The organism is Tahibacter harae, from assembly GCF_024437735.1.
GTDB classification, from domain to species: Bacteria; Pseudomonadota; Gammaproteobacteria; order Xanthomonadales; family Rhodanobacteraceae; genus Tahibacter; species Tahibacter harae.
The window spans coordinates 101,260-119,422 of record NZ_JANFQO010000001.1 but is presented as its reverse complement, the minus strand read 5'-3'; the positions used below and the strand labels follow the sequence as shown (position 1 = coordinate 119,422).

Below are 18,163 nucleotides of genomic sequence, written 5' to 3'. Positions count from 1 at the left end.
TCCGCACGGCCGTGCGGGTCTTGAGACCGCCTGGCGCGAGCGCCGGGGATCACGGTGCAGCCCGACGCGGAGTTGACTTACGTGGAAGCAGTGATGGAAATGGGGTCCGGATTGTTGATGTGGGGACGCGAGCGCGAGGCCGCCACGCGGCGCGAAGCGCCGCGGCCTGCGCAGGACGCGATGCAGGCGAGTGCAGGGAGTACGGCCCGGATGGGCGACGAAGTTTCCGACAACATGCTGGTGGAGCGGGTGCAGAAGGGCGACAAGGCCGCCTTCGATCTGCTCGTGCGGCGCTACCAGCACAAAGTGGTGAGCGTGATCTCGCGCTACATATCGGACTGGTCCGAATGCCAGGACGTGGCGCAGGAAGCGTTCATCCGTGCGTTCCGCGCCATCGGCGCGTTCCGCGGCGACAGCGCGTTCTATACCTGGGTCTACCGCATCGCCATCAACACCGCCAAGAACTACCTGGTGTCGCAGGGGCGCCGTCCGCCCACCGACGACATCGCCGTGGACGACGCGGTCCAGCTCGATGCGGGCGTCCGCCTCAAGGACAGCGCCACGCCCGAGCGCGAGCTGCTGCGCCAGGAGATTGAACGAACCGTGTTCGCCACGGTCGAACAGTTGCCCGACGAACTCCGCACCGCCATCACCCTGCGCGAAGTGGATGGCCTTTCCTACGAGGAGATCGCCGAGCAGATGCAGTGCCCCATAGGCACGGTGCGTTCGCGCATCTTCCGCGCCCGCGAGGCCATAGACACGCAGTTGCGTCCGCTGCTGGCGGACAGCGAGGTTTGAACGTCATGAGCACTGAAACCAAGGAACAGCTGTCGGCGCTGATGGACGGCGAAGTCCGCTCCGATGCGGCCCGCTTCGTACTGCGCTCGGTCGGCTCCGAAAAGGCGCTGGCGGCCAGCTGGTCGCGCTACCACATCGCCCGCGACGTGCTGCAGCGCCAGCCCGTGCTGCTGGCCGACGCCGGCTTCGCCGCCGCGGTGATGCAACAGCTGGAAGCCGAGACGGCCGCGGCCCAGGCCGCCGGCGGCAGCCGCTGGCTGCGCTACCTCTCCGGCGGCGCGGTTGCCGCGGCGGTGGCGGTGGTCGCGCTGATGGCCTCGGCGCCGCGCCAGGACAACCTGGCTCCCGCCAATCGCGGCGTGATCGCCAACAGCGGCGGTGCCGCCGCGGTCAGCCCGCCCGCCCGGGCGCCGGCCTTCAACGACAGCGTGCTGCAGTCCCGCGCGCCGCTGCTGGCCCAGCCGGCCTCGGCCACGATAGGCGGCGAAACCCTGTTCGCGCCGGCCTACGACCTGCGCTCGCAGCCGTCCAACGGCTGGCGTCCGGCGGCCAACCTGGCCGAGCGGCCCAATGCGCCGTATGTGCTGCTGATCGTGCCGGTACAGCCGGCGCCGCCGGCGGAGAAGGCACAGCAGCCGCGGCTGCAGTAATCCGTACCATCCTTTACTTCTGGCTTTTTGCGACGGCGCCGCGGGCCACCGCGACGCCGTCCGCATTTGCGCCCCGGCCGATCTGCCGGCCGCGGCAACATGAACTGCTTGCAACAGCACGTTCAGGATAGGAACTTTGCCGCTGCGGCGTTCTCAAAGCGGCGACCGGGCTCGCCGAACCCTGCGGCGGCGCCCAGCAATCCCCAAGAAAATCAGCAAAGGCGAACCTTATGCAACGGAGCATAATGAAGTCCCTGGCCCTGTCGCTGGCCGGACTGGTGTTTTTCGCGGCGGCTTCCGCCCAGGCCTACGACCTGCCGGATTTCACTCCGCTGGTGGAGAAGAACGGCGCGGCCGTGGTCAATGTGCAGGCGCGCCAGAACGGCAGCGACGGCGACCGCAACGCCGCCGATGACGAGGCCGACGACGAGCAGGTGCCCGAGATCTTCCGCCGCTTCTTTGGCCCGGGCGGCCCCGGCGCGCCGCGTGGCGCGCGGCCCGGCGGCGTCTCGCTGGGTTCGGGCTTCATCATTTCCAACGACGGCTACATCCTGACCAACAACCACGTCGTCGACGGCGCCGACAGCGTGACCGTGCGCCTGTCCGACCGGCGCGAGCTGGATGCCAAGGTCGTCGGCACCGACGCCCAGTACGACATCGCCCTGCTCAAGGTCACCGCCAGCGACCTGCCGGCGGTCACCATCGGCGATTCGCGCAAGCTCAAGCCCGGACAGTGGGTGCTGGCCATCGGTTCGCCGTTCGGCTTCGATCACTCCGTCACCGCCGGCATCGTCAGCGCCGTCAGCCGCACCTTCGGCGGCCGCGACCAGCAGTACGTTCCCTTCATCCAGACCGACGTCGCGATCAACCGCGGCAATTCCGGCGGCCCGCTGTTCAATCTCAATGGTGAGGTGGTCGGCATCAATTCGCAGATCCTGTCCAACACCGGCGGCTTCATGGGTGTGTCCTTCGCCATCCCCATCGACACGGCCATGAGCGCGGTCAAGCAGATCAAGGACAAGGGTTTCGTCTCGCGCGGCATGATCGGCGTGCAGATCCAGGACGTGAACCGCGAACTGGCGCAGAGCCTGGGCCTGCCGCGCACCGGCGGCGCCCTGGTCAATGCGATCACCGCGGGCAGCGCGGCGGAGAAGGCTGGGGTCAAGGTCGGCGACGTGATCCTCGCCTTCGGCGGTACCGACGTGGTGCATTCCTCCGATCTGCCGCCCATGGTTGGCGCCAGCGCGCCGGGCAGCAAGGTCGATCTCAGCGTATTCCGCGACGGCAAGACCCTGAACCTGCCGGTCACCGTCGGCGAACTGTCCCGCGATGCCGCCGCCCAGGCCGCGGCCGGCGGCGGCGAGGCGGCCGCCGGCAACCCGCTGGGCCTGGTGGTCGACGACCTGACCGCCGAGCAGCGCCAGCAGCTCGGTCTCAAGGACGAGGGCGTGGTGGTCACCCGCATCAACGGCCTGCCGGCCCGCCGCGCCGCGCTGCAGCCGGGCGACATCGTGCTGATGGTGGGCAAGCAGAAGGTGAAGAATGCGGCCGAATTCAACGGTGCGGTCAAGAACGTGCAGCCCGGCGAATCGGTGATGCTGCTGGTGCGGCGCCAGGATGTCAGCCTGTTTGTCGCGGTCAGCGTGCCCAAGAAGACCGGCTGAGGCGGCCAGTACCGGGTTTTTCCGCAGCGGCGGGGCCAGTGGCCCCGCCGCTGGCGTTTACGGGACCAGGTTCCTGCGTGGCCGGCCGCTTCGTGCGATAATGGCCGCTTTGCCGCCGCCCACCGGGGCGGACGGCCCTCGCTCTGCGGCACCCCGATGGACCATATCCGAAATTTCTCGATCATTGCCCATGTCGACCACGGCAAATCCACCCTGGCCGACCGAATCATCCAGCTCTGCGGCGGGCTGGAAGCCCGTGAAATGGAAGCCCAGGTTCTGGACTCCAACCCGATCGAGCGCGAGCGCGGCATCACCATCAAGGCCCAGTCCGTGTCGCTGCCGTACAAGGCGCGCGACGGCAAGACCTACCAGCTCAATTTCATCGACACCCCCGGCCACGTCGACTTCAGCTACGAGGTGAGCCGCTCGCTCGCCGCCTGCGAAGGCGCGCTGCTGGTGGTGGACGCCGCCCAGGGCGTCGAGGCCCAGTCCGTGGCCAACTGCTATACCGCGGTCGAGCAGGGCCTGGAAGTGATTCCGGTGCTCAACAAGATCGACTTGCCCACCGCCGACATCGAGCGCGCCAAGAACGAGATCGAGGCCGTCATCGGCATCCACGCCGACGATGCCATTCCGATCAGCGCCAAGACCGGCCAGAACATCGAGGCCGTGCTTGAGGCCATCGTCGCGCGCATCCCGCCGCCCAGGCCGCGCGACACCGACAAGCTGCAGGCGCTGATCATCGACTCCTGGTTCGACAACTACCTGGGCGTGGTCTCGCTGGTGCGCGTGATGCAGGGCGAGATCAAGCCGCGCGACAAGATACTGGTCATGTCCACCGGGCGCTGGCACGAAGTCGACTCGGTCGGCGTGTTCACGCCCAAGCGCAAGGTCAAGGAACGCCTGTCTGCCGGCGAGGTGGGCTGGATCACCGCCTCGATCAAGGACGTGCACGGCGCGCCGGTCGGCGACACCCTCACGCTCAATGCCGATCCGGCGCCGGCGCCGCTGCCGGGCTTCCAGAAGATGCAGTCGCGCGTGTTCGCCGGCCTGTTCCCGACCGCGGCGGACGATTTCCCCGCCCTGCGCGAGGCCCTGGACAAGCTCAAGCTCAACGACGCGGCGCTGAACTTCGAGCCGGAAAGCTCCGAAGCCATGGGCTTCGGCTTCCGCTGTGGCTTCCTCGGCCTGCTGCACATGGACATCATCCAGGAGCGCCTGGAGCGCGAATACGACCTGGACCTGATCACCACCGCGCCGACCGTGGTCTACGAAGTGCTGCAGACCGACGGCTCCGTCGTGCTGCTGGACAACCCGGCCAAGCTGCCGCCGGTGCAGAACATCGAGGAAGTGCGCGAGCCCATCATCATCGCCGACATCCTCACGCCGCCGGAATATATCGGCAACGTGATCGGGCTGTGCGAGGAAAAGCGCGGCATCCAGCGCAGCATCAACTACGTTTCGACCCAGGTGCGCATCAGCTACGAGCTGCCGCTGGCCGAGGTGGTGCTGGATTTCTTCGACAAGCTCAAGTCCGTATCACGCGGCTATGCGTCGATGGACTACCATTTCCACGAATTCCGCGTCGGGCCCTTCGTGCGCCTGGATGTGCTGATCAACGGCGACCGCGTCGATGCGCTGAGCCTGATCGTCCATCGCGGCAGCGCCGACCGCAAGGGCCGCGAGCTGACCGAGAAGATGAAGGACCTGATCCCGCGCCAGCAGTTCGACGTGGCGATCCAGGCCGCGGTCGGCTCGCAGATCATTGCCCGCTCCACGGTCAAGGCGCTGCGCAAGAACGTGCTGGCCAAGTGCTACGGCGGCGACGTCTCGCGCAAGCGCAAGCTTCTGGAAAAGCAGAAAGAAGGCAAAAAGCGCATGAAGCAGGTGGGCAGCGTGGACATTCCACAGGAAGCCTTCCTCGCCGTGCTGCAGATGGACAAGTAAGACGGTTGCGGGCGAACGGCCAGGTGGCGTCCGGACGGACCCACCCTCCAAACGAGCGTGAGGAACGGGAATGCATTTCGACTTAGCCAAAACCCTGGTCGGCCTGACCTTTGCGACCGGCCTGATCTGGGCCATAGATCACTGGTTCTTCGCCAAGCGCCGCGCCGCCGAAGTGCCGGCCGGCGAGGCGCCGCGCGAGCCCGTGCTGGTCGAATACGCACGCTCGTTCTTCCCGGTGCTGCTGATCGTGCTGCTGTTCCGCTCCTTCCTGGCGGAGCCGTTCCGCATCCCGACCGGCTCGATGATGCCGACTCTGCTGGTCGGCGATTTCATCCTGGTGAACAAGTTCGCCTACGGCATACGCCTGCCGGTGCTGGACAAGAAGATCATCGATATCGGCGAACCCGAGCGCGGCGACGTGGTGGTCTTCCGCTACCCCAAGAACCCGCAGGAGGACTACATCAAGCGGGTGATAGGCAAGCCGGGCGACGAGGTGAGCTACCGCAACAAGCGGCTTTACATCAACGGTAAAGAAATGCCACAGGACAGCCACGGCCCGTATGCCGGCACGGACCAGGAATCCCGCGATCTCGTGCGCCGCAACGCGGAATCGCTGCAGGAGAACCTGGAGACTGTGCAGCACCGGATCATCACCATTCCGGGCGAGCAGGTCGGCATGGACTTTACGGTTACGGTTCCGCCCGGGCATTATTTTGTCATGGGCGACAATCGCGACCGCAGTTCCGACAGTCGCTTCTGGGGCTTTGTGCCGGAGCAGAACCTGGTCGGCAAGGCGTTCGTAATCTGGATGGCATGGCGCGGCTTCGGCGACGGCGTCGTCGAATTCGGTCGTCTCGGTACCCTGATCAAATAGACAGAGGGCGTGGTCATGAGGCAGTCGCAACGCGGTATCACGTTGATCGGTTTCGTCCTGCTGCTCTGCGTCGGCGGTTTCTTCGCCTATGCGGCGATGAAGCTTATCCCCGTCTATACCGAATACATGGGCGTGGTGAAGTCGATGGAGCAGCTCGCCGGCGAGCCGGGCGTGGAATCCAAGGACATCACCGAGATCCGCGCCATGCTCACCACCCGGTTCAGCATCCAGTACGTGGACGAGTCGCAGATCCCGCCGCAGAACATCCAGGTCAAGAAGCAGGGCGGCGGCGCCAGCCTGCGTGTCTTCTACGACAAGAGGCTGCCCTTCATCGCCAATGTCTCCCTGCTGGTGAGCTTCGACAAGACCGTCCAGCTCGGCGGCATGGGCAAGGGCGGCTGAGCGCCGGGGCAACCCGGCGGGCGAGCCGCCTCAGTCCACGCGCGCGCGTGAACCGCAGCGGCGCCGCCAGCCCGGGCAGCCAGGTCTGAGCGCCGCCCACCGTCGTCCTGCCTCAGCCCAGACTCTTGTCCAGACTCCGCTTCCCGCACGTTTTCCGCGATCCGGGCCTGTATCAGCAGGCCCTGACGCATCGCAGCGCCGGCAGGCCGAACAACGAACGCCTGGAATTCCTCGGCGATTCGCTGGTCGGCATGCTGGTGGCCGAACTGTTGTTCGAGTCCCATCCTCGCGCCGACGAGGGCGAGCTGACGCGCATGCGCGCCCAACTGGTCAGCGGCAGCGCCCTGGCCGAAGTTGCGCGGGCGCTGGAACTGGGCGAGGCCCTGCGTCTGGGGCCGGGCGAACTCAAGAGCGGCGGCCACCGGCGCGAATCCATACTCGCCGATGCGTTCGAGGCTCTGGTTGCTGCGGTCTACCTGGACGCCGGCTGGGAGGCCTGCCGCGACTGCGTGCGTTCCCTGTTCACCGAACGCGCGCGCCAGCTGCGCGCGCCCGAAAAAGATGCCAAGACCCGGCTGCAGGAACTGCTGCAGGGGCGCGGACTCGCGCTGCCGGTGTACGAACTGGTCAGCAGCAGCGGCGACGATCACGCCAAGGTCTTCGAAGTCGCCTGCGTGATCGAACAGCCGCCGCTGCGCCTGGGCGGCCACGGTTCCAGCCGCCGCGCCGCCGAGCAGATCGCCGCGCAGCAGGCGCTGGACCACATCAAGGAATTGCTGGCCAATGAGCGTTGAAACTCCTCCCGCCGATCATCCGGCCGATCACCGCTGCGGCCTGGTCGCGCTGCTGGGCCGGCCCAACGTGGGCAAGTCCACTCTGCAGAACGCGCTGGTCGGCTTCCGCGTCAGCATCGTCAGCCCCAAGCCGCAGACTACGCGCCACCGCATCCTCGGCATCGCCACCCGTCCGGGCGCGCAGATTCTGTTCGTCGATACGCCCGGCATGCATGCCGAGGCCAAGCGCGCGATCAACCGCCAGCTCAACCGCGCCGCGCGCGGCGCCATCGACGAGGTCGATGTGCTGATCCACGTGATCGAGGCCGGCCGCTGGAACGACGAGGACGAGCGCGTGTGGCAGGCCCTGCGCGCCGCCGGCAAGCCGGTGCTGCTGGCGATCAACAAGGTCGACGCGGTCAAGGACCGCAGCCAGCTGCTGCCCTTCATCGCCCAGACCACTCAGGGGCGCGACTACGCCGCGGTGCTGCTGGTTTCCGCGCGCCGCGCCGACGGCCTGAAGGAGCTGGAGCGCGAGATCGTCGCGCGCCTGCCGCTGGCGCCGCCGGTCTACGGCGAGGACGAGATCACCGACCGCAGCGAGCGCTTTCTCGCCGCCGAGCTGGTGCGCGAGCAGCTGATGCGCCAGCTGGGCCAGGAGCTGCCGTATTCCTGCACGGTGGAAATCGAGCAGTTCGGCGAGCGCGAGGACGGCGTTTCGGAGATAGGCGCGGTGATCTGGGTCGAGCGCGCCGGGCAGAAAGCCATCGTCATCGGCGCCGCCGGCGCGCGCCTGAAGGAAGTCGGCACCGCCGCGCGCCTGGCCATGGAACGCCTGTTCGAGCGGCGCGTGTTCCTGCGCCTGTGGGTGCGCGTGCGCGAGAACTGGTCCGACGACGAAGCAGCGCTGAAGCGGTTCGGCTACGACGGCTGAGCCCGTGCGGGTAGACGAGCAGCCCGGCTGGATCCTGCACGCGCGGCCGTATCGCGAAACCAGCCTGTTGCTAGAAGCCTTCAGCCGCGACCACGGCCGCATCGGCCTGGTTGCGCGCGGCGCGCGGCGCGAGCGTTCGCGCCAGCCGCGCGCGCTGCTGCAGCCGCTGGCGCCGCTGAGCCTGGGCTGGAGCGGGCAGGGCGAACTGGCCACGCTGGTCGCGGTGGAGGCGCGCGCCCAGCCGCCGCTGCTCAGCGGCGAAGCCCTGGTCTGCGCCATGTACGTCAACGAACTGGTCGCGCGCCTGTTGCCGCGCCACGATGCCCTGCCGGAACTGTTCGACGCCTACGAATCGACCCTGCACGCACTGGCCGGTGCGGCCGCGCGGGCCTGGACCCTGCGCCGCTTCGAGCGCGATCTGCTGGCGGAGACCGGCTACGGCCTGGTCTGCGAGGTCGAGGCCGACAGCGGCGAGGAACTCGATCCGCAGCGCGACTACATCTACCTGCCTGAGCACGGCGCCGTCGTCTATGCCGGCCAGCCTGGCGCGCTGCGCCTGCGCGGCAGCGCCCTGCTCGCCCTGGCCCAGGACGAAATGCCCGCGGCGGAAGACCTGGCCAGCCTGCGCCGGCTGATGCGTGCGCTGATCCGGCATCAGCTGGGCGGCGGGGAACTGCGGTCGTGGGCGATGTTGGCCGGCTGAGGAGCCGGAATTTGGTATCGGGGATTCGGCGCTGCGGGTTCCGGGCATCCGATACTCAACGCCCAGTCCTCCGATCCCGGCTTCAAAGCGCCTGCAGCGTAGCCTCTGCCGCATCCAGCAACGTACGCAGCTCCTGCGCGCTCAACGCACCGCCGCCATCGATATGCCGGCGCAGGGTGCGGCAGGCCTGGTCCAGCCGCGGTGCGCCGCAGAAGCTGGCCGAAGCGCAGAGCTTGTGCAGGCGTTCGGTCAGTACGGCGGTGTCGCCGTGTGCCAGTGCGGCGGCGATTTCCCCCGGCAGCGCCTCCAGTTCCAGCCGGAACAGCCGGCGCAGCGCGTGCATGCTGTCGGCGCTGCCGAGATTGCGCAGGGCGAGGGCATCGTCCAGCAGGGCCATCGCTTCGGCAGCTGCGGGCAGTGCATACGGCGCGGCCGGCTCGGCGACCCCGGCCGGGCTGAGCGCGCGCTGCAACGCGGCGATATCCAGCGGCTTGGCCAGTACGCCGTCGAAGCCGGCTGCCTGCAGCGTGGTGCGCAGGGCCGCATCCGGTTCAGCCGTTGTCGCCAGGGCGCGCGCCTCGCGCGAGGCCGCCCGGGCGCTGGCGCGCAGCTGCTGCAGCACGGCCAGGCCGCCCAGGCCGGGCATGCGCAGATCCAGCAGCAGCACGTCGAATCGTTCGGCCTGGGCGCGGCGCAGCGCGGCTTCGCCGTCGGCGGCCTCGGCGCAGGAATGGCCCAGCTGTTGCGCGGCATCGCGCAGGAATTGCAGGCTCAGCGGATTGTCGTCGGCGATCAGCAGGTGCATGGCTCTTTTCCGTTCAGCCGGCTGTGGCCACAATCGGCGCCGTCTTCACGGTCCCCCCGCATGCGCCGATTGCTGTCAGCCGTTTTCATCGTATCCGTCCTCAGCCTCAGTCTGCCGGCCGCGGCCGCCGGCCTCAAGCTGCGGCTGGATTCGCTGCAGGCGTATGGGATAAGCGTACAAGGCATTGAAGTGGATTTTTTTCCGGAGGCCGAGGACGGCGAAAGCCTGCGCCTGCGCGCCGCCAGGCTGGAGTGGCCCGAAGCCGGCCTCAAGGTCGAGGCGCTGGCCGCCGCCTGTCCGCTGCAGGCCGATGCCGGCGGCTGGCGCTGCGCGGGGCAGGCTTCGGCAGGCGCTGCGCCGGCGCCATTGCAGGCGGGCTTCGTCGCCAATCTGGAACAGGGCCGCCTGCGCCTGGAGCTGGAACGCGCGCCGGCCCGTCTGCAACTGGCCCAGGCGGGCCAGGAGCGGCGCTGGCAGTTGCAGTTGCGCCAGCTGCCGCTGGCCTGGCTGGACAGCTACCTGCGCCAGGCCTGGCCGGCGCTGAGCCGGGTTGACGGCCAGCTCGCCCTGGATGCGGAACTGCCCGCCGGCAACGCCGCGCCGCTGCGCGTGGACTACAGCCTGCGCGGTGCCGGCTTCGACACCACGGCTGGCACCTATGCCGCGGCCGATGTCGGTCTGGCCGGCAAGCTGGACTTGCGCAGTTCGGCCAAGGGCTGGAGCCTGGCCCACGACGGCCAGCTCAGCGGCGGCGAAGTGCTGCTGGGCAGCTTCCACGCCAAGCTGGCCGATCACGGTACCCGGCTCGGCTTCCGCCTCGCTCCCGAGGGCGACGCCTATCGTCTGGATCAGCTTGCCTATACCGATCCCGCCGTACTCGAACTCAACGGTTCCGCCCGCTTCGCGCCGTCGCGCTCGCCGGCGCTGCAGAATTTCTCCCTGGACAGCATCGACCTGCGCCTGCCCGCCGCGCAGCAGCGCTACCTGCAAGGCCTGCTCGGCGCCGCCGGCTGGGCCGGACTCTCCAGCAGCGGGCGCCTGCGCGGCCGCGCCCGCTTCGACGCCAGCGGCATCGCCGGCGCCGCGTTGCGCCTGGAAGACGTCGCCCTGGCCGAGACTGGCCGCGGCGTGGAGGTAAAAGGGCTCGCCGGCGAACTGGAATGGGCGCGCGAAGGCGAGGCGCCCGGCGGCCAGCTCGGCTGGCAGTCCGCCGCGCTGTATTCGCTGCCGCTGGGTGCGGCCAGCAGCCGCTGGAGCAGCCGTGATGGCGTACTTGCCCTGGCCGCGCCGGCGCGCATCCCGCTGCTCGGCGGTGCGCTGGACCTGCTCAATCTGCAACTGCATCCGGCTGCTGCCAGCGGCGAGCGCCTGCAGGCCGGTGTGGCCGTGCACGATGTGGAACTGGCGGCGCTGTCCAAGGCCTTGGGCTGGCCGCGCTTTGGCGGCAAGCTCGGCGGCGCGGTGCCGCAGTTGCGCTACGCCGACCAGCGCCTGGACATGGCCGGCGGCCTGATGCTCAACGTGTTCGACGGCACCTTGAACGTGACGGGCCTGGCGCTGGAGCGGCCCTTTGGCGTCATGCCCTCGCTCAGCGCCGACATCGCCTTCAGCGGGCTGGATCTGAGCCTGGTCACCGGCACCTTCGATATCGGCGAGATTTCCGGCCGCCTGTCCGGCCAGGTGCGCGAGCTGCGCCTGGTCGACTGGGCGCCGGTGGCCTTCGATGCCGAATTCAAGGCACTGGACGGTGGCCGCATCAGCCAGCGCGCGGTCAAGACCATTTCCTCGGTCGGCGGCGGCGGCATTGCCGCGGGCCTGCAGGCCAGCATGCTGCGCCTGTTCGACACCTTCGGCTATTCGCGTCTGGGCATAGGCTGCCGCCTGCGCAACGCGGTCTGCCAGATGCGCGGGCTGGACAGCGACGGCGCCCGCTACACTCTGGTCGAAGGGCGCGGCCTGCCGCGCATACAGATCGTCGGCCACCAGTCCGAAGTGGACTGGGCGGTCCTGGTCGACCGCCTCAAGGCCGCCGCCAGCGGCACTGCACCCGTCATCAACTGAACCCGTCCAACGTCACTGCACCCGAGGAGATCACCGATGCGCCAGTTCCGCCTGATGCTGCTGGGTTTCTGCCTGGCCCTGGTGTCGGCCTGCGTCACGATCAATGTCTATTTCCCCGCCGCGGCGGCGGAGAAGGCGGCCGAACAGTTCATCGGCAATGTGATCGGCGACGCCGCGGCCCGCGACAACCCGCCGCCGCCCGCGCGCGAGCCGCAGGCTTCGCAGTCCGGCTTCAACCCGCTGGATCTGCTGATCAGCCCGGCGCACGCGGCCGAGCCGGATCTGAATATCCAGACCCCGGCCGTGCGCGAGATCCAGGCGCGCATGAAGCAGCGTTTCGACGGAGTTCTGACCAAGGCCCTGGCCGCCGGCACGGTAGGCCTGACGAGGGATGGCCTAGTCGCCCTGCGCGATGCCTCGGCCGTGCCGCTGGCCGAGCGCGCCGCACTGAATCAGGCCGTGGCCGACGAGAATCGCGACCGCAAGGCGGTCTACCGCGAAATCGCCAACGCCAACGGCCATCCGGAGTGGGAAGGCCAGATCCAGAGCACCTTTGCCGCCCAGTGGATCCAGCAGGCGCGTCCCGGCTGGTATCATCAGGACGCCACGGGCGCCTGGAAGCAACGCTGACGCGCCCTCAGCCCACCTCATCTGGAGTACAGGCGCCCGGGATGCCCGCATCCCGGGCGCCGTCGTCATGAAAGCCCCGATCACGCTGGAACTGGACATCACCGATCTTTCCCACGACGGCCGCGGCGTCGCCCACCATGAAGGCAAGGCCGTATTCGTGCGCGGCGCCCTGGCCGGCGAGCGTGTCGCCGCGCGCATCACCCAGCGCCACCGCCATTACGACGATGCCCAGGTCGATGCCGTGCTCAGCGCCAGTCCCGACCGGGTGGAGCCGCGCTGTCCGCATTTCGGTCTTTGCGGCGGCTGCGCGCTGCAGCATCTGGCGCCGGCGGCGCAGATCGCCGCCAAGCAGCGCGTGCTGGCGGAGAACTTTGAACGCATAGGCCATGTCACGCCCAAGCGCTGGCTGGAGCCGCTGACCTCCGCGGTGTGGGGCTACCGGCGCAAGGGCCGGCTCTCGGTCAAGTATGTCGACAAGAAGGGCAGGGCCCTGGTCGGCTTCCGCGAGGAAAACGGGCGCTACGTGGCCGATCTGACCCGCTGCGAAGTGCTCACGCCCGGCGTGGGCGAGCGCATCGAGGCGATCGCTCAACTGGTCGGCGGCCTGCAGGGCGTGCGCGAGATCCCGCAGATCGAGATTGCCGCCGGCGACGACACCACCGCGCTGATCTTCCGCCACCTGCAGCCGCTCAGCGACGGCGACCGCACCGCGCTCATCGCCTTCGGCCAGGCGCACGGTCTTGCCATCTATCTGCAACCCGGCGGCAACGACAGCGTGCATCCTTTGTGGCCGGAGCAGCCGCGCCTGGCCTTCCGCATCGATGCGGCCGATGTCGAACTGGAATTCCGCCCGCTGGACTTCATCCAGGTCAATTCGGCCATGAACGAGGCCATGATCGGCCACGCCCTGGCCCTGCTCGATCCGCAGCCCGCCGAGCGCGTGCTGGACCTGTTCTGCGGCCTGGGCAATTTCACCTTCCCGCTGGCGCGGCGCAGCGCGCACGTGGTCGGCGTCGAAGGCGAGCACGGCCTGGTGCAGCGGGCCAAGGAAAACGCCGAGCGCAACGGCATCGCCAACGTGGAATACCACGTCGCCAATCTGCTCGAAGATCAGCGCGACACACCCTGGGCGCGCCAGCGCTTCGACAAGATCCTGCTGGATCCGCCGCGTTCCGGCGCCGCGGCCGTATTCGACTATCTGCCGAAGAAGGACTGCGGCCGCGTCGTCTACGTGTCCTGCCATCCGGCCTCGCTGGCGCGCGACGCGGGCATCCTGGTCGACAGGCACGGCTTCAAGCTCAAGGCGGCCGGCGTCATGGACATGTTCCCGCATACGGCACATGTGGAATCCATTGCATTGTTCGAGCGCTGAGGAGAACGCCGTGGGCATGGAGATCGAACGCAAATTCCTGCTCGCCTCGGACGCCTGGCGCGCCCAGGTGTCGCGTTCCGAGCGCCTGGTGCAGGGCTATCTGGTCAGCGCCGCGGCGGTCACCAGCGGCGCGGCGAAAAGCTCGGTGCGCGTGCGCATCGGCGGCGAGCGCGCCTGGCTCAACATCAAGTCGTCCACTCTGGGCGTGGCGCGGCAGGAATACGAATACGAGGTGCCGCTGGCCGATGCCGAGGCCATGCTGAGCCGGCTCTGCGACGGCGTGGTGGAAAAGATCCGCCACTACGTTGCGCACGCCGGCCACGAATTCGAGATCGACGAATTTTTCGGCGCCAACGACGGCCTGGTCGTGGCCGAACTGGAACTCGACGCCGTCGACGAAGCCTTCGAGCGGCCGGACTGGCTCGGCGCCGAGGTGAGCGACAAGGCGCGCTACTACAATCTCAACCTGATCGGATATCCGTACGCCGCCTGGACCGCGGCGCAGCGGGAAGGACTGGACTGAATGCTGGTTATCGGAATCGCGGGCAAGCAGCTGGGCGAGGGCGAGCGCGGCTGGATCGCGGCGCCCGAGGTCAGCGGCGTGATTCTTTTCCGCCGCAATTTTGAATCGCGCGAGCAGGTCAGTGCGCTGATCGAGGAAATCCGCGCGGTGCGGGCGGATGAGTTCCTGATCTGCGTGGACCAGGAAGGCGGCCCGGTGCAGCGCTTCCGCGAAGGCTTCACCCGCCTGCCGGCGCTGGCCCGCCTGGGCGAGGTCTACGACGCCGACCCGGCGCGCGCCGTCGCCCTGGCCGAAGAGCACGCCTGGGTCATGGCCGTGGAGATGCGTGCGCTGGACGTGGACCTGAGCTTCGCGCCGGTGATCGACCTCAAGCGCGGCAACCGCGCCATCGGCGAGCGCGCCTTCCATACCGATCCGCAGGTGGTTTCCATCCTCGGCCAGGCCTATCTGCGCGGCATGCGCCTGGGCGGCATGGCGGCGACGCTGAAACATTTCCCCGGCCATGGCTCGGTGCTGGAAGACACGCATTTCGACGCGGCCGTGGACACGCGCCCGCTGGAAGACCTGCGCGCCTCCGACCTGGTCGCCTTCGCCGACGCCATCGACGCCGGCGCCGAGGCGGTGATGCTGGCCCATGTCACCTATCCGCTGGTCGACGCGGTGCCGGCCGGCTATTCGCGCGTCTGGATAGAAGACCTGCTGCGCGGCGAGCTGGGTTTCCGCGGCGTGGTGTTTTCCGATGACATCGGCATGGCCGCGGCCGAATCCGCCGGCGGCGTCGGCGCGCGCATCGCCGCGCACCTGGATGCCGGCTGCGATCTGGTGCTGGTCTGCAGCCCGGCCCTGGTGGCCGATTCCCTTGCTGCCGTGCGCGGCCGCACGCCGTGTCCGCCGCAGCGTCTGGCCGCATTGCGCGGCATGGTCGCCTCGACCTGGCAGTCCCTGCTGGACAATCCGCAACGAACCCGTTTCATCGAACGCCTGGCCGCGCTCGATGCCCCTGCTGAGTGAACCCATGAACCGACCCAGTCTGTCCGAGGCGCTGTCGCGCGCCGACCTGATCCACGATCTGCCGGTGCTGGACGCCGCGATACAGCGCATGGCCGCTGAGATCGACCAGGAAATCCAGGGCGAGCACGCCGTCTTCATCACCGTGATGCACGGCGGCCTGCCGTTCGCGGCCAAGCTTGCCCTGGCGATGAAGAGCGACATGGAATTCGACTACATCCACGCCACGCGCTACCGCGGCGCCACCAGCGGTTCGGAGCTGCACTGGCTGCGCCAGCCGGCCGCCGCCCTGGCCGGACGCACCGTGGTGCTGGCCGACGACATTCTCGACGAAGGCAAGACGCTCAAGGCGATCCGCGATTTCTGCCTGGACCGCGGTGCGCGCCGGGTCATCGTCGCGGTGCTGTGCGAGAAGCGCCACGGCCGCTGCGTGCCCGGCATCAAGGCCGACTACTGCGGCGTGGAAGTGCCCGACCGCTACGTGTTCGGCCACGGCATGGACTACTACGAACAGGGCCGCAACCTGCCGGCCATCTACGCGATCTGAGGAGCGACCATGGCACTGGACCTGGCCATCATCGGCGGCACCGGGCTGTATCAGTTTCCCGGTCTGGAAAATGTCACAAGGCAGAGTGTGGAAACGCCGTATGGCGCCACCTCCGCGCCGGTGGTGCGCGGCGAACTGGCCGGCCGGCCGGTGGCCTTCCTTGCGCGCCACGGCGAAGGCCACAGCGTTCCGCCGCACCGGGTCAACTACCGCGCCAACGTCTGGGCGCTGCACAGCCTGGGCGCGCGCCGGGTGATCGGCGTCAATGCAGTAGGCGGCATACGCGCGGACATGGGCCCGCGCGTGGTAGCGATTCCCGACCAGATCATCGACTACACCCACGGCCGCTACACCAGCTTCTGCGATGTCGACGGCGCTGAAGTAAAGCATGTGGATTTCAGCGAGCCGTATTCGGCCGGCCTGCGCGCCGCGCTGCTGGCCGCGGCGGCGAGTGCCGGCGTGGCGGTGGTCGACGGCGGCTGCTACGGCGCCACCCAGGGGCCGCGGCTGGAGACCCGCGCCGAAATTGCGCGCATGCGCCGCGACGGCTGCGACCTGGTTGGCATGACCGGCATGCCCGAGGCCGCGCTGGCGCGGGAACTGGAACTGGACTACGCCTGCATTGCCCTGATCGCCAACTGGGGCGCCGGCTGCGGCGACGAGGCCGAGATCAGCCTGGACGAGATCTTCGCCAACCTGCGCGAAGCGACCGCCCTGGTGCCGCGCTTGGTGACTGCCCTGCTGCAGGCGGACTGAGCCGAAGCCGGCTGAGGGAAAACCCGGCATCCCGGGTTTTCCCGCCTGCCGTAGCGTGATCTGGCTCACGCCGCGGGCTTTTCCCACCCTCTCGCACTTGCGCCGCGCCTGAGTATACTCGTACACGCGCGGCGCACCGACTCGGGGGAGAAGTCTGCCGCGCATTTCGTCCAGTCATGTTGAGGGGAAGTCATGCAGTTCGGTACGGTAAAGTGGTTCAACGACGCCAAGGGTTTCGGCTTCATCGCACCCGAGGGCGGCGGTTCGGACGTGTTCGTGCATTTTTCGGCGATTGCGGCCAAAGGCTTCCGCAGTCTGCAGGAAGGCCAGCGCGTCAGCTTCGTCGTCAGTCAGGGACCCAAGGGCGCCCAGGCCTCGGCGGTGACGCCGGTTCAGTAAGGCAAGGCTGCGGTCTGCCGGAAAAAAGGCCCCGCCGAGTCGGGGCCTTTTTTATTTGTTCAATTTTTATTTTTCATGGATGTGAAGAGGCCGGCGCTGCTGCCGGTACTGGCGTGCGCCGCGTCGGCAGGGCAGCCGCTGGCGTTCCGGACTGTTCCGCTGCATCCGTCATTGCGGTCGGACGCGCGCTGCGTCAGTCCCCCTTTCTCCTGCCGTGGCATCGATACCTCGCCCCGTCCGTGCACGCGCGCAAGGCCGGGCGATAGCCGACGCATTCGAGGAAGGAAAGACCGTAGACAAACACAATGGCACCGCCGCGCCGGCAACCGCGGACATCCGCGCGCGGCGGGCGAACCCCAAGGCGCGCCGACTGCCGTGCCGCTCAGGCCGCGGCAATCGCCTCCGGCGTCTCTCCCCGTTCCATCCGCAGCAGATACTGCTTGGCGGCGAGTCCGCCAGCGAAGCCGGTCAGCTTGCCATCGGCGCCGAGCACGCGATGGCAAGGCGCGATGATCGAGATTGGATTGCGGCCGTTGGCCGCGCCGACCGCGCGCGAAGCCGCGGGACAGCCCAGTTCCCGCGCGAGCTGGCCGTAGCTGCGCGTCTCGCCCCAGGGAATGCCGAGCAGTGCCTGCCATACGCGCTGCTGGAACGGCGTGCCGTGGAAATCCAGCGGCAGCGAGAAACGGCGCAGCGTGCCCTTGAAGTAACTGTCGAGCTGGCGTTCCGTTTCCGCCAGCACCGCACTGCCGCGGTCCGGCAGGAACGGTCCCAGCCGCACGCGGCTGCCATCTTCCTGCGGCCACAGCACGGCGGCCAGGCCGCGCTCGCTGGCGACCAGCTGCAGCTTGCCCAGGGGCGAGGACATGAACTTGAGGAAGTAGGACAAACGCGCACTCCGTGGCAGGGCCAGCCCGCGCGGCCGTTCGCGCCGCGACGTTCCGCCGGGATGCGCAGTATGCCGCGATGCGGAAGTCTCATGGAGGCGGGCTGGTGCCGGCGGCGGCGGGGCCGTGCGGGCTTGGCAGCGTGATCGGCTGCGATCCGACTGCGCCGTCGCGCCACTCGGCTGCCGCAGACACCGTCGCCGCGCTGGCCGGCAGCTTCAGCCGCAGCAGCATCATGGCGCCACGAACGACAAAGGCCCGCACGGGGCGGGCCTTTGCTGACCAAAGATTGGTCGGGGAGACAGGATTTGAACCTGCGACTTCTACGTCCCGAACGTAGCGCTCTACCAGGCTGAGCTACACCCCGAGGGAGCTGCGCATCTTAATGACCGAAACGGGGCTTGGCAATACCTGGATGGCAGGAAACGTG

Annotated in this window: 19 protein-coding genes and 1 tRNA gene; 17 read left to right on the top strand and 3 right to left on the bottom strand. The window is 68.4% G+C overall.

The window, feature by feature from the left end; genetic code table 11:
* Window positions 1–210 precede the first annotated feature (210 nt).
* The 9 genes from rpoE to recO all read left to right on the top strand — a co-directional run bounded on the left by rpoE (window position 211) and on the right by recO (window position 8,745).
* Window positions 211–798 carry an RNA polymerase sigma factor RpoE gene (gene rpoE, locus NM961_RS00535; RefSeq protein ID WP_255910657.1) on the top strand — a complete coding sequence of 196 codons (588 nt, stop codon included), beginning with the start codon at window positions 211–213 and terminating at the stop codon, window positions 796–798.
* Window positions 799–803: 5 nt separating this feature from the next.
* Window positions 804–1,448 (top strand): sigma-E factor negative regulatory protein, encoded by a 645-nt coding sequence (locus NM961_RS00530; protein ID WP_255910216.1) that lies wholly within the window; start codon window positions 804–806, stop codon window positions 1,446–1,448.
* Between the two features lie 230 nt (window positions 1,449–1,678).
* Entirely contained in the window at window positions 1,679–3,112 is a 1,434-nt protein-coding gene (locus NM961_RS00525) for a DegQ family serine endoprotease (RefSeq protein WP_255910215.1), read from the top strand.
* A 156-nt stretch (window positions 3,113–3,268) separates the two neighbouring features.
* Window positions 3,269–5,059: a translation elongation factor 4 gene (gene lepA, locus NM961_RS00520; RefSeq protein WP_255910214.1), complete on the top strand. Its 1,791-nt coding sequence runs from the start codon at window positions 3,269–3,271 to the stop codon at window positions 5,057–5,059.
* Between the two features lie 70 nt (window positions 5,060–5,129).
* A complete protein-coding gene (gene lepB / locus NM961_RS00515) occupies window positions 5,130–5,933 on the top strand; it encodes a signal peptidase I (RefSeq protein WP_255910213.1) in 804 nt (267 codons plus the stop codon).
* 15 nt (window positions 5,934–5,948) lie between these two features.
* Window positions 5,949–6,335 (top strand): DUF4845 domain-containing protein, encoded by a 387-nt coding sequence (locus NM961_RS00510; RefSeq protein WP_255910212.1) that lies wholly within the window; start codon window positions 5,949–5,951, stop codon window positions 6,333–6,335.
* Window positions 6,336–6,460: 125 nt separating this feature from the next.
* A complete protein-coding gene (gene rnc, locus NM961_RS00505; RefSeq protein ID WP_255910211.1) occupies window positions 6,461–7,129 on the top strand; it encodes a ribonuclease III in 669 nt (222 codons plus the stop codon).
* The gene (gene era, locus NM961_RS00500) at window positions 7,119–8,042 is read left to right on the top strand and encodes a GTPase Era (protein ID WP_255910210.1); all 924 of its coding nucleotides are present in this window, start codon (window positions 7,119–7,121) and stop codon (window positions 8,040–8,042) included. The genes rnc and era overlap by 11 nt, the downstream gene beginning before the upstream one ends.
* Before the next feature lie 4 nt (window positions 8,043–8,046).
* Window positions 8,047–8,745, top strand: a complete 699-nt coding sequence (recO, locus tag NM961_RS00495) for a DNA repair protein RecO (protein ID WP_255910208.1) — start codon at window positions 8,047–8,049, stop codon at window positions 8,743–8,745.
* Window positions 8,746–8,827: 82 nt separating this feature from the next.
* Here recO and NM961_RS00490 read toward each other — a convergent pair whose 3' ends face one another.
* The gene (locus NM961_RS00490; protein WP_255910207.1) at window positions 8,828–9,550 is read right to left on the bottom strand and encodes a response regulator; all 723 of its coding nucleotides are present in this window, start codon (window positions 9,548–9,550) and stop codon (window positions 8,828–8,830) included.
* Window positions 9,551–9,610: 60 nt separating this feature from the next.
* On the opposite strand from NM961_RS00490, the gene NM961_RS00485 reads away from it, so the two are divergent.
* The 8 genes from NM961_RS00485 to NM961_RS00450 all read left to right on the top strand — a co-directional run bounded on the left by NM961_RS00485 (window position 9,611) and on the right by NM961_RS00450 (window position 16,846).
* Window positions 9,611–11,611: a translocation/assembly module TamB domain-containing protein gene (locus NM961_RS00485; RefSeq protein ID WP_255910205.1), complete on the top strand. Its 2,001-nt coding sequence runs from the start codon at window positions 9,611–9,613 to the stop codon at window positions 11,609–11,611.
* A gap of 36 nt (window positions 11,612–11,647) precedes the next feature.
* Window positions 11,648–12,241: a YdbL family probable chaperone protein gene (locus tag NM961_RS00480; RefSeq protein ID WP_255910203.1), complete on the top strand. Its 594-nt coding sequence runs from the start codon at window positions 11,648–11,650 to the stop codon at window positions 12,239–12,241.
* 67 nt (window positions 12,242–12,308) lie between these two features.
* Entirely contained in the window at window positions 12,309–13,613 is a 1,305-nt protein-coding gene (rlmD, locus tag NM961_RS00475; protein ID WP_255910201.1) for a 23S rRNA (uracil(1939)-C(5))-methyltransferase RlmD, read from the top strand.
* A 16-nt stretch (window positions 13,614–13,629) separates the two neighbouring features.
* Window positions 13,630–14,136, top strand: coding sequence for a CYTH domain-containing protein (locus NM961_RS00470; RefSeq protein ID WP_305118979.1), 507 nt, complete (start codon window positions 13,630–13,632; stop codon window positions 14,134–14,136).
* The gene (nagZ, locus tag NM961_RS00465; protein ID WP_255910199.1) at window positions 14,137–15,147 is read left to right on the top strand and encodes a beta-N-acetylhexosaminidase; all 1,011 of its coding nucleotides are present in this window, start codon (window positions 14,137–14,139) and stop codon (window positions 15,145–15,147) included. It begins immediately after the preceding gene.
* A 4-nt stretch (window positions 15,148–15,151) separates the two neighbouring features.
* On the top strand, window positions 15,152–15,691 hold the full coding sequence (locus NM961_RS00460) for a hypoxanthine-guanine phosphoribosyltransferase (RefSeq protein WP_255910198.1): 540 nt from the start codon (window positions 15,152–15,154) through the stop codon (window positions 15,689–15,691).
* 9 nt (window positions 15,692–15,700) lie between these two features.
* Window positions 15,701–16,447, top strand: a complete 747-nt coding sequence (locus tag NM961_RS00455) for an S-methyl-5'-thioinosine phosphorylase (RefSeq protein WP_255910197.1) — start codon at window positions 15,701–15,703, stop codon at window positions 16,445–16,447.
* Window positions 16,448–16,639: 192 nt separating this feature from the next.
* The gene (locus tag NM961_RS00450; RefSeq protein WP_255910196.1) at window positions 16,640–16,846 is read left to right on the top strand and encodes a cold-shock protein; all 207 of its coding nucleotides are present in this window, start codon (window positions 16,640–16,642) and stop codon (window positions 16,844–16,846) included.
* 382 nt (window positions 16,847–17,228) lie between these two features.
* On the opposite strand, the gene NM961_RS00445 is transcribed toward NM961_RS00450, so the two are convergent.
* On the bottom strand, window positions 17,229–17,735 hold the full coding sequence (locus NM961_RS00445; protein WP_305118967.1) for a methylated-DNA--[protein]-cysteine S-methyltransferase: 507 nt from the start codon (window positions 17,733–17,735) through the stop codon (window positions 17,229–17,231).
* A 288-nt stretch (window positions 17,736–18,023) separates the two neighbouring features.
* Window positions 18,024–18,100, bottom strand: a tRNA-Pro gene (locus NM961_RS00440).
* Window positions 18,101–18,163 lie beyond the last annotated feature (63 nt).

Bases quoted from the DNA above. Each gene is read 5' to 3' on its own strand.
- rpoE (WP_255910657.1), top strand. From the start codon at position 211: ATGGGCGACGAAGTTTCCGACAACATGCTGGTGGAGCGGGTGCAGAAG.
- NM961_RS00530 (WP_255910216.1), top strand. From the start codon at position 804: ATGAGCACTGAAACCAAGGAACAGCTGTCGGCGCTGATGGACGGCGAA.
- NM961_RS00525 (WP_255910215.1), top strand. From the start codon at position 1,679: ATGCAACGGAGCATAATGAAGTCCCTGGCCCTGTCGCTGGCCGGACTG.
- lepA (WP_255910214.1), top strand. From the start codon at position 3,269: ATGGACCATATCCGAAATTTCTCGATCATTGCCCATGTCGACCACGGC.
- lepB (WP_255910213.1), top strand. From the start codon at position 5,130: ATGCATTTCGACTTAGCCAAAACCCTGGTCGGCCTGACCTTTGCGACC.
- NM961_RS00510 (WP_255910212.1), top strand. From the start codon at position 5,949: ATGAGGCAGTCGCAACGCGGTATCACGTTGATCGGTTTCGTCCTGCTG.
- era (WP_255910210.1), top strand. From the start codon at position 7,119: ATGAGCGTTGAAACTCCTCCCGCCGATCATCCGGCCGATCACCGCTGC.
- NM961_RS00490 (WP_255910207.1), bottom strand. From the start codon at position 9,550: ATGCACCTGCTGATCGCCGACGACAATCCGCTGAGCCTGCAATTCCTG.
- NM961_RS00485 (WP_255910205.1), top strand. From the start codon at position 9,611: ATGCGCCGATTGCTGTCAGCCGTTTTCATCGTATCCGTCCTCAGCCTC.
- NM961_RS00480 (WP_255910203.1), top strand. From the start codon at position 11,648: ATGCGCCAGTTCCGCCTGATGCTGCTGGGTTTCTGCCTGGCCCTGGTG.
- rlmD (WP_255910201.1), top strand. From the start codon at position 12,309: ATGAAAGCCCCGATCACGCTGGAACTGGACATCACCGATCTTTCCCAC.
- NM961_RS00470 (WP_305118979.1), top strand. From the start codon at position 13,630: ATGGAGATCGAACGCAAATTCCTGCTCGCCTCGGACGCCTGGCGCGCC.
- nagZ (WP_255910199.1), top strand. From the start codon at position 14,137: ATGCTGGTTATCGGAATCGCGGGCAAGCAGCTGGGCGAGGGCGAGCGC.
- NM961_RS00460 (WP_255910198.1), top strand. From the start codon at position 15,152: ATGAACCGACCCAGTCTGTCCGAGGCGCTGTCGCGCGCCGACCTGATC.
- NM961_RS00455 (WP_255910197.1), top strand. From the start codon at position 15,701: ATGGCACTGGACCTGGCCATCATCGGCGGCACCGGGCTGTATCAGTTT.
- NM961_RS00450 (WP_255910196.1), top strand. From the start codon at position 16,640: ATGCAGTTCGGTACGGTAAAGTGGTTCAACGACGCCAAGGGTTTCGGC.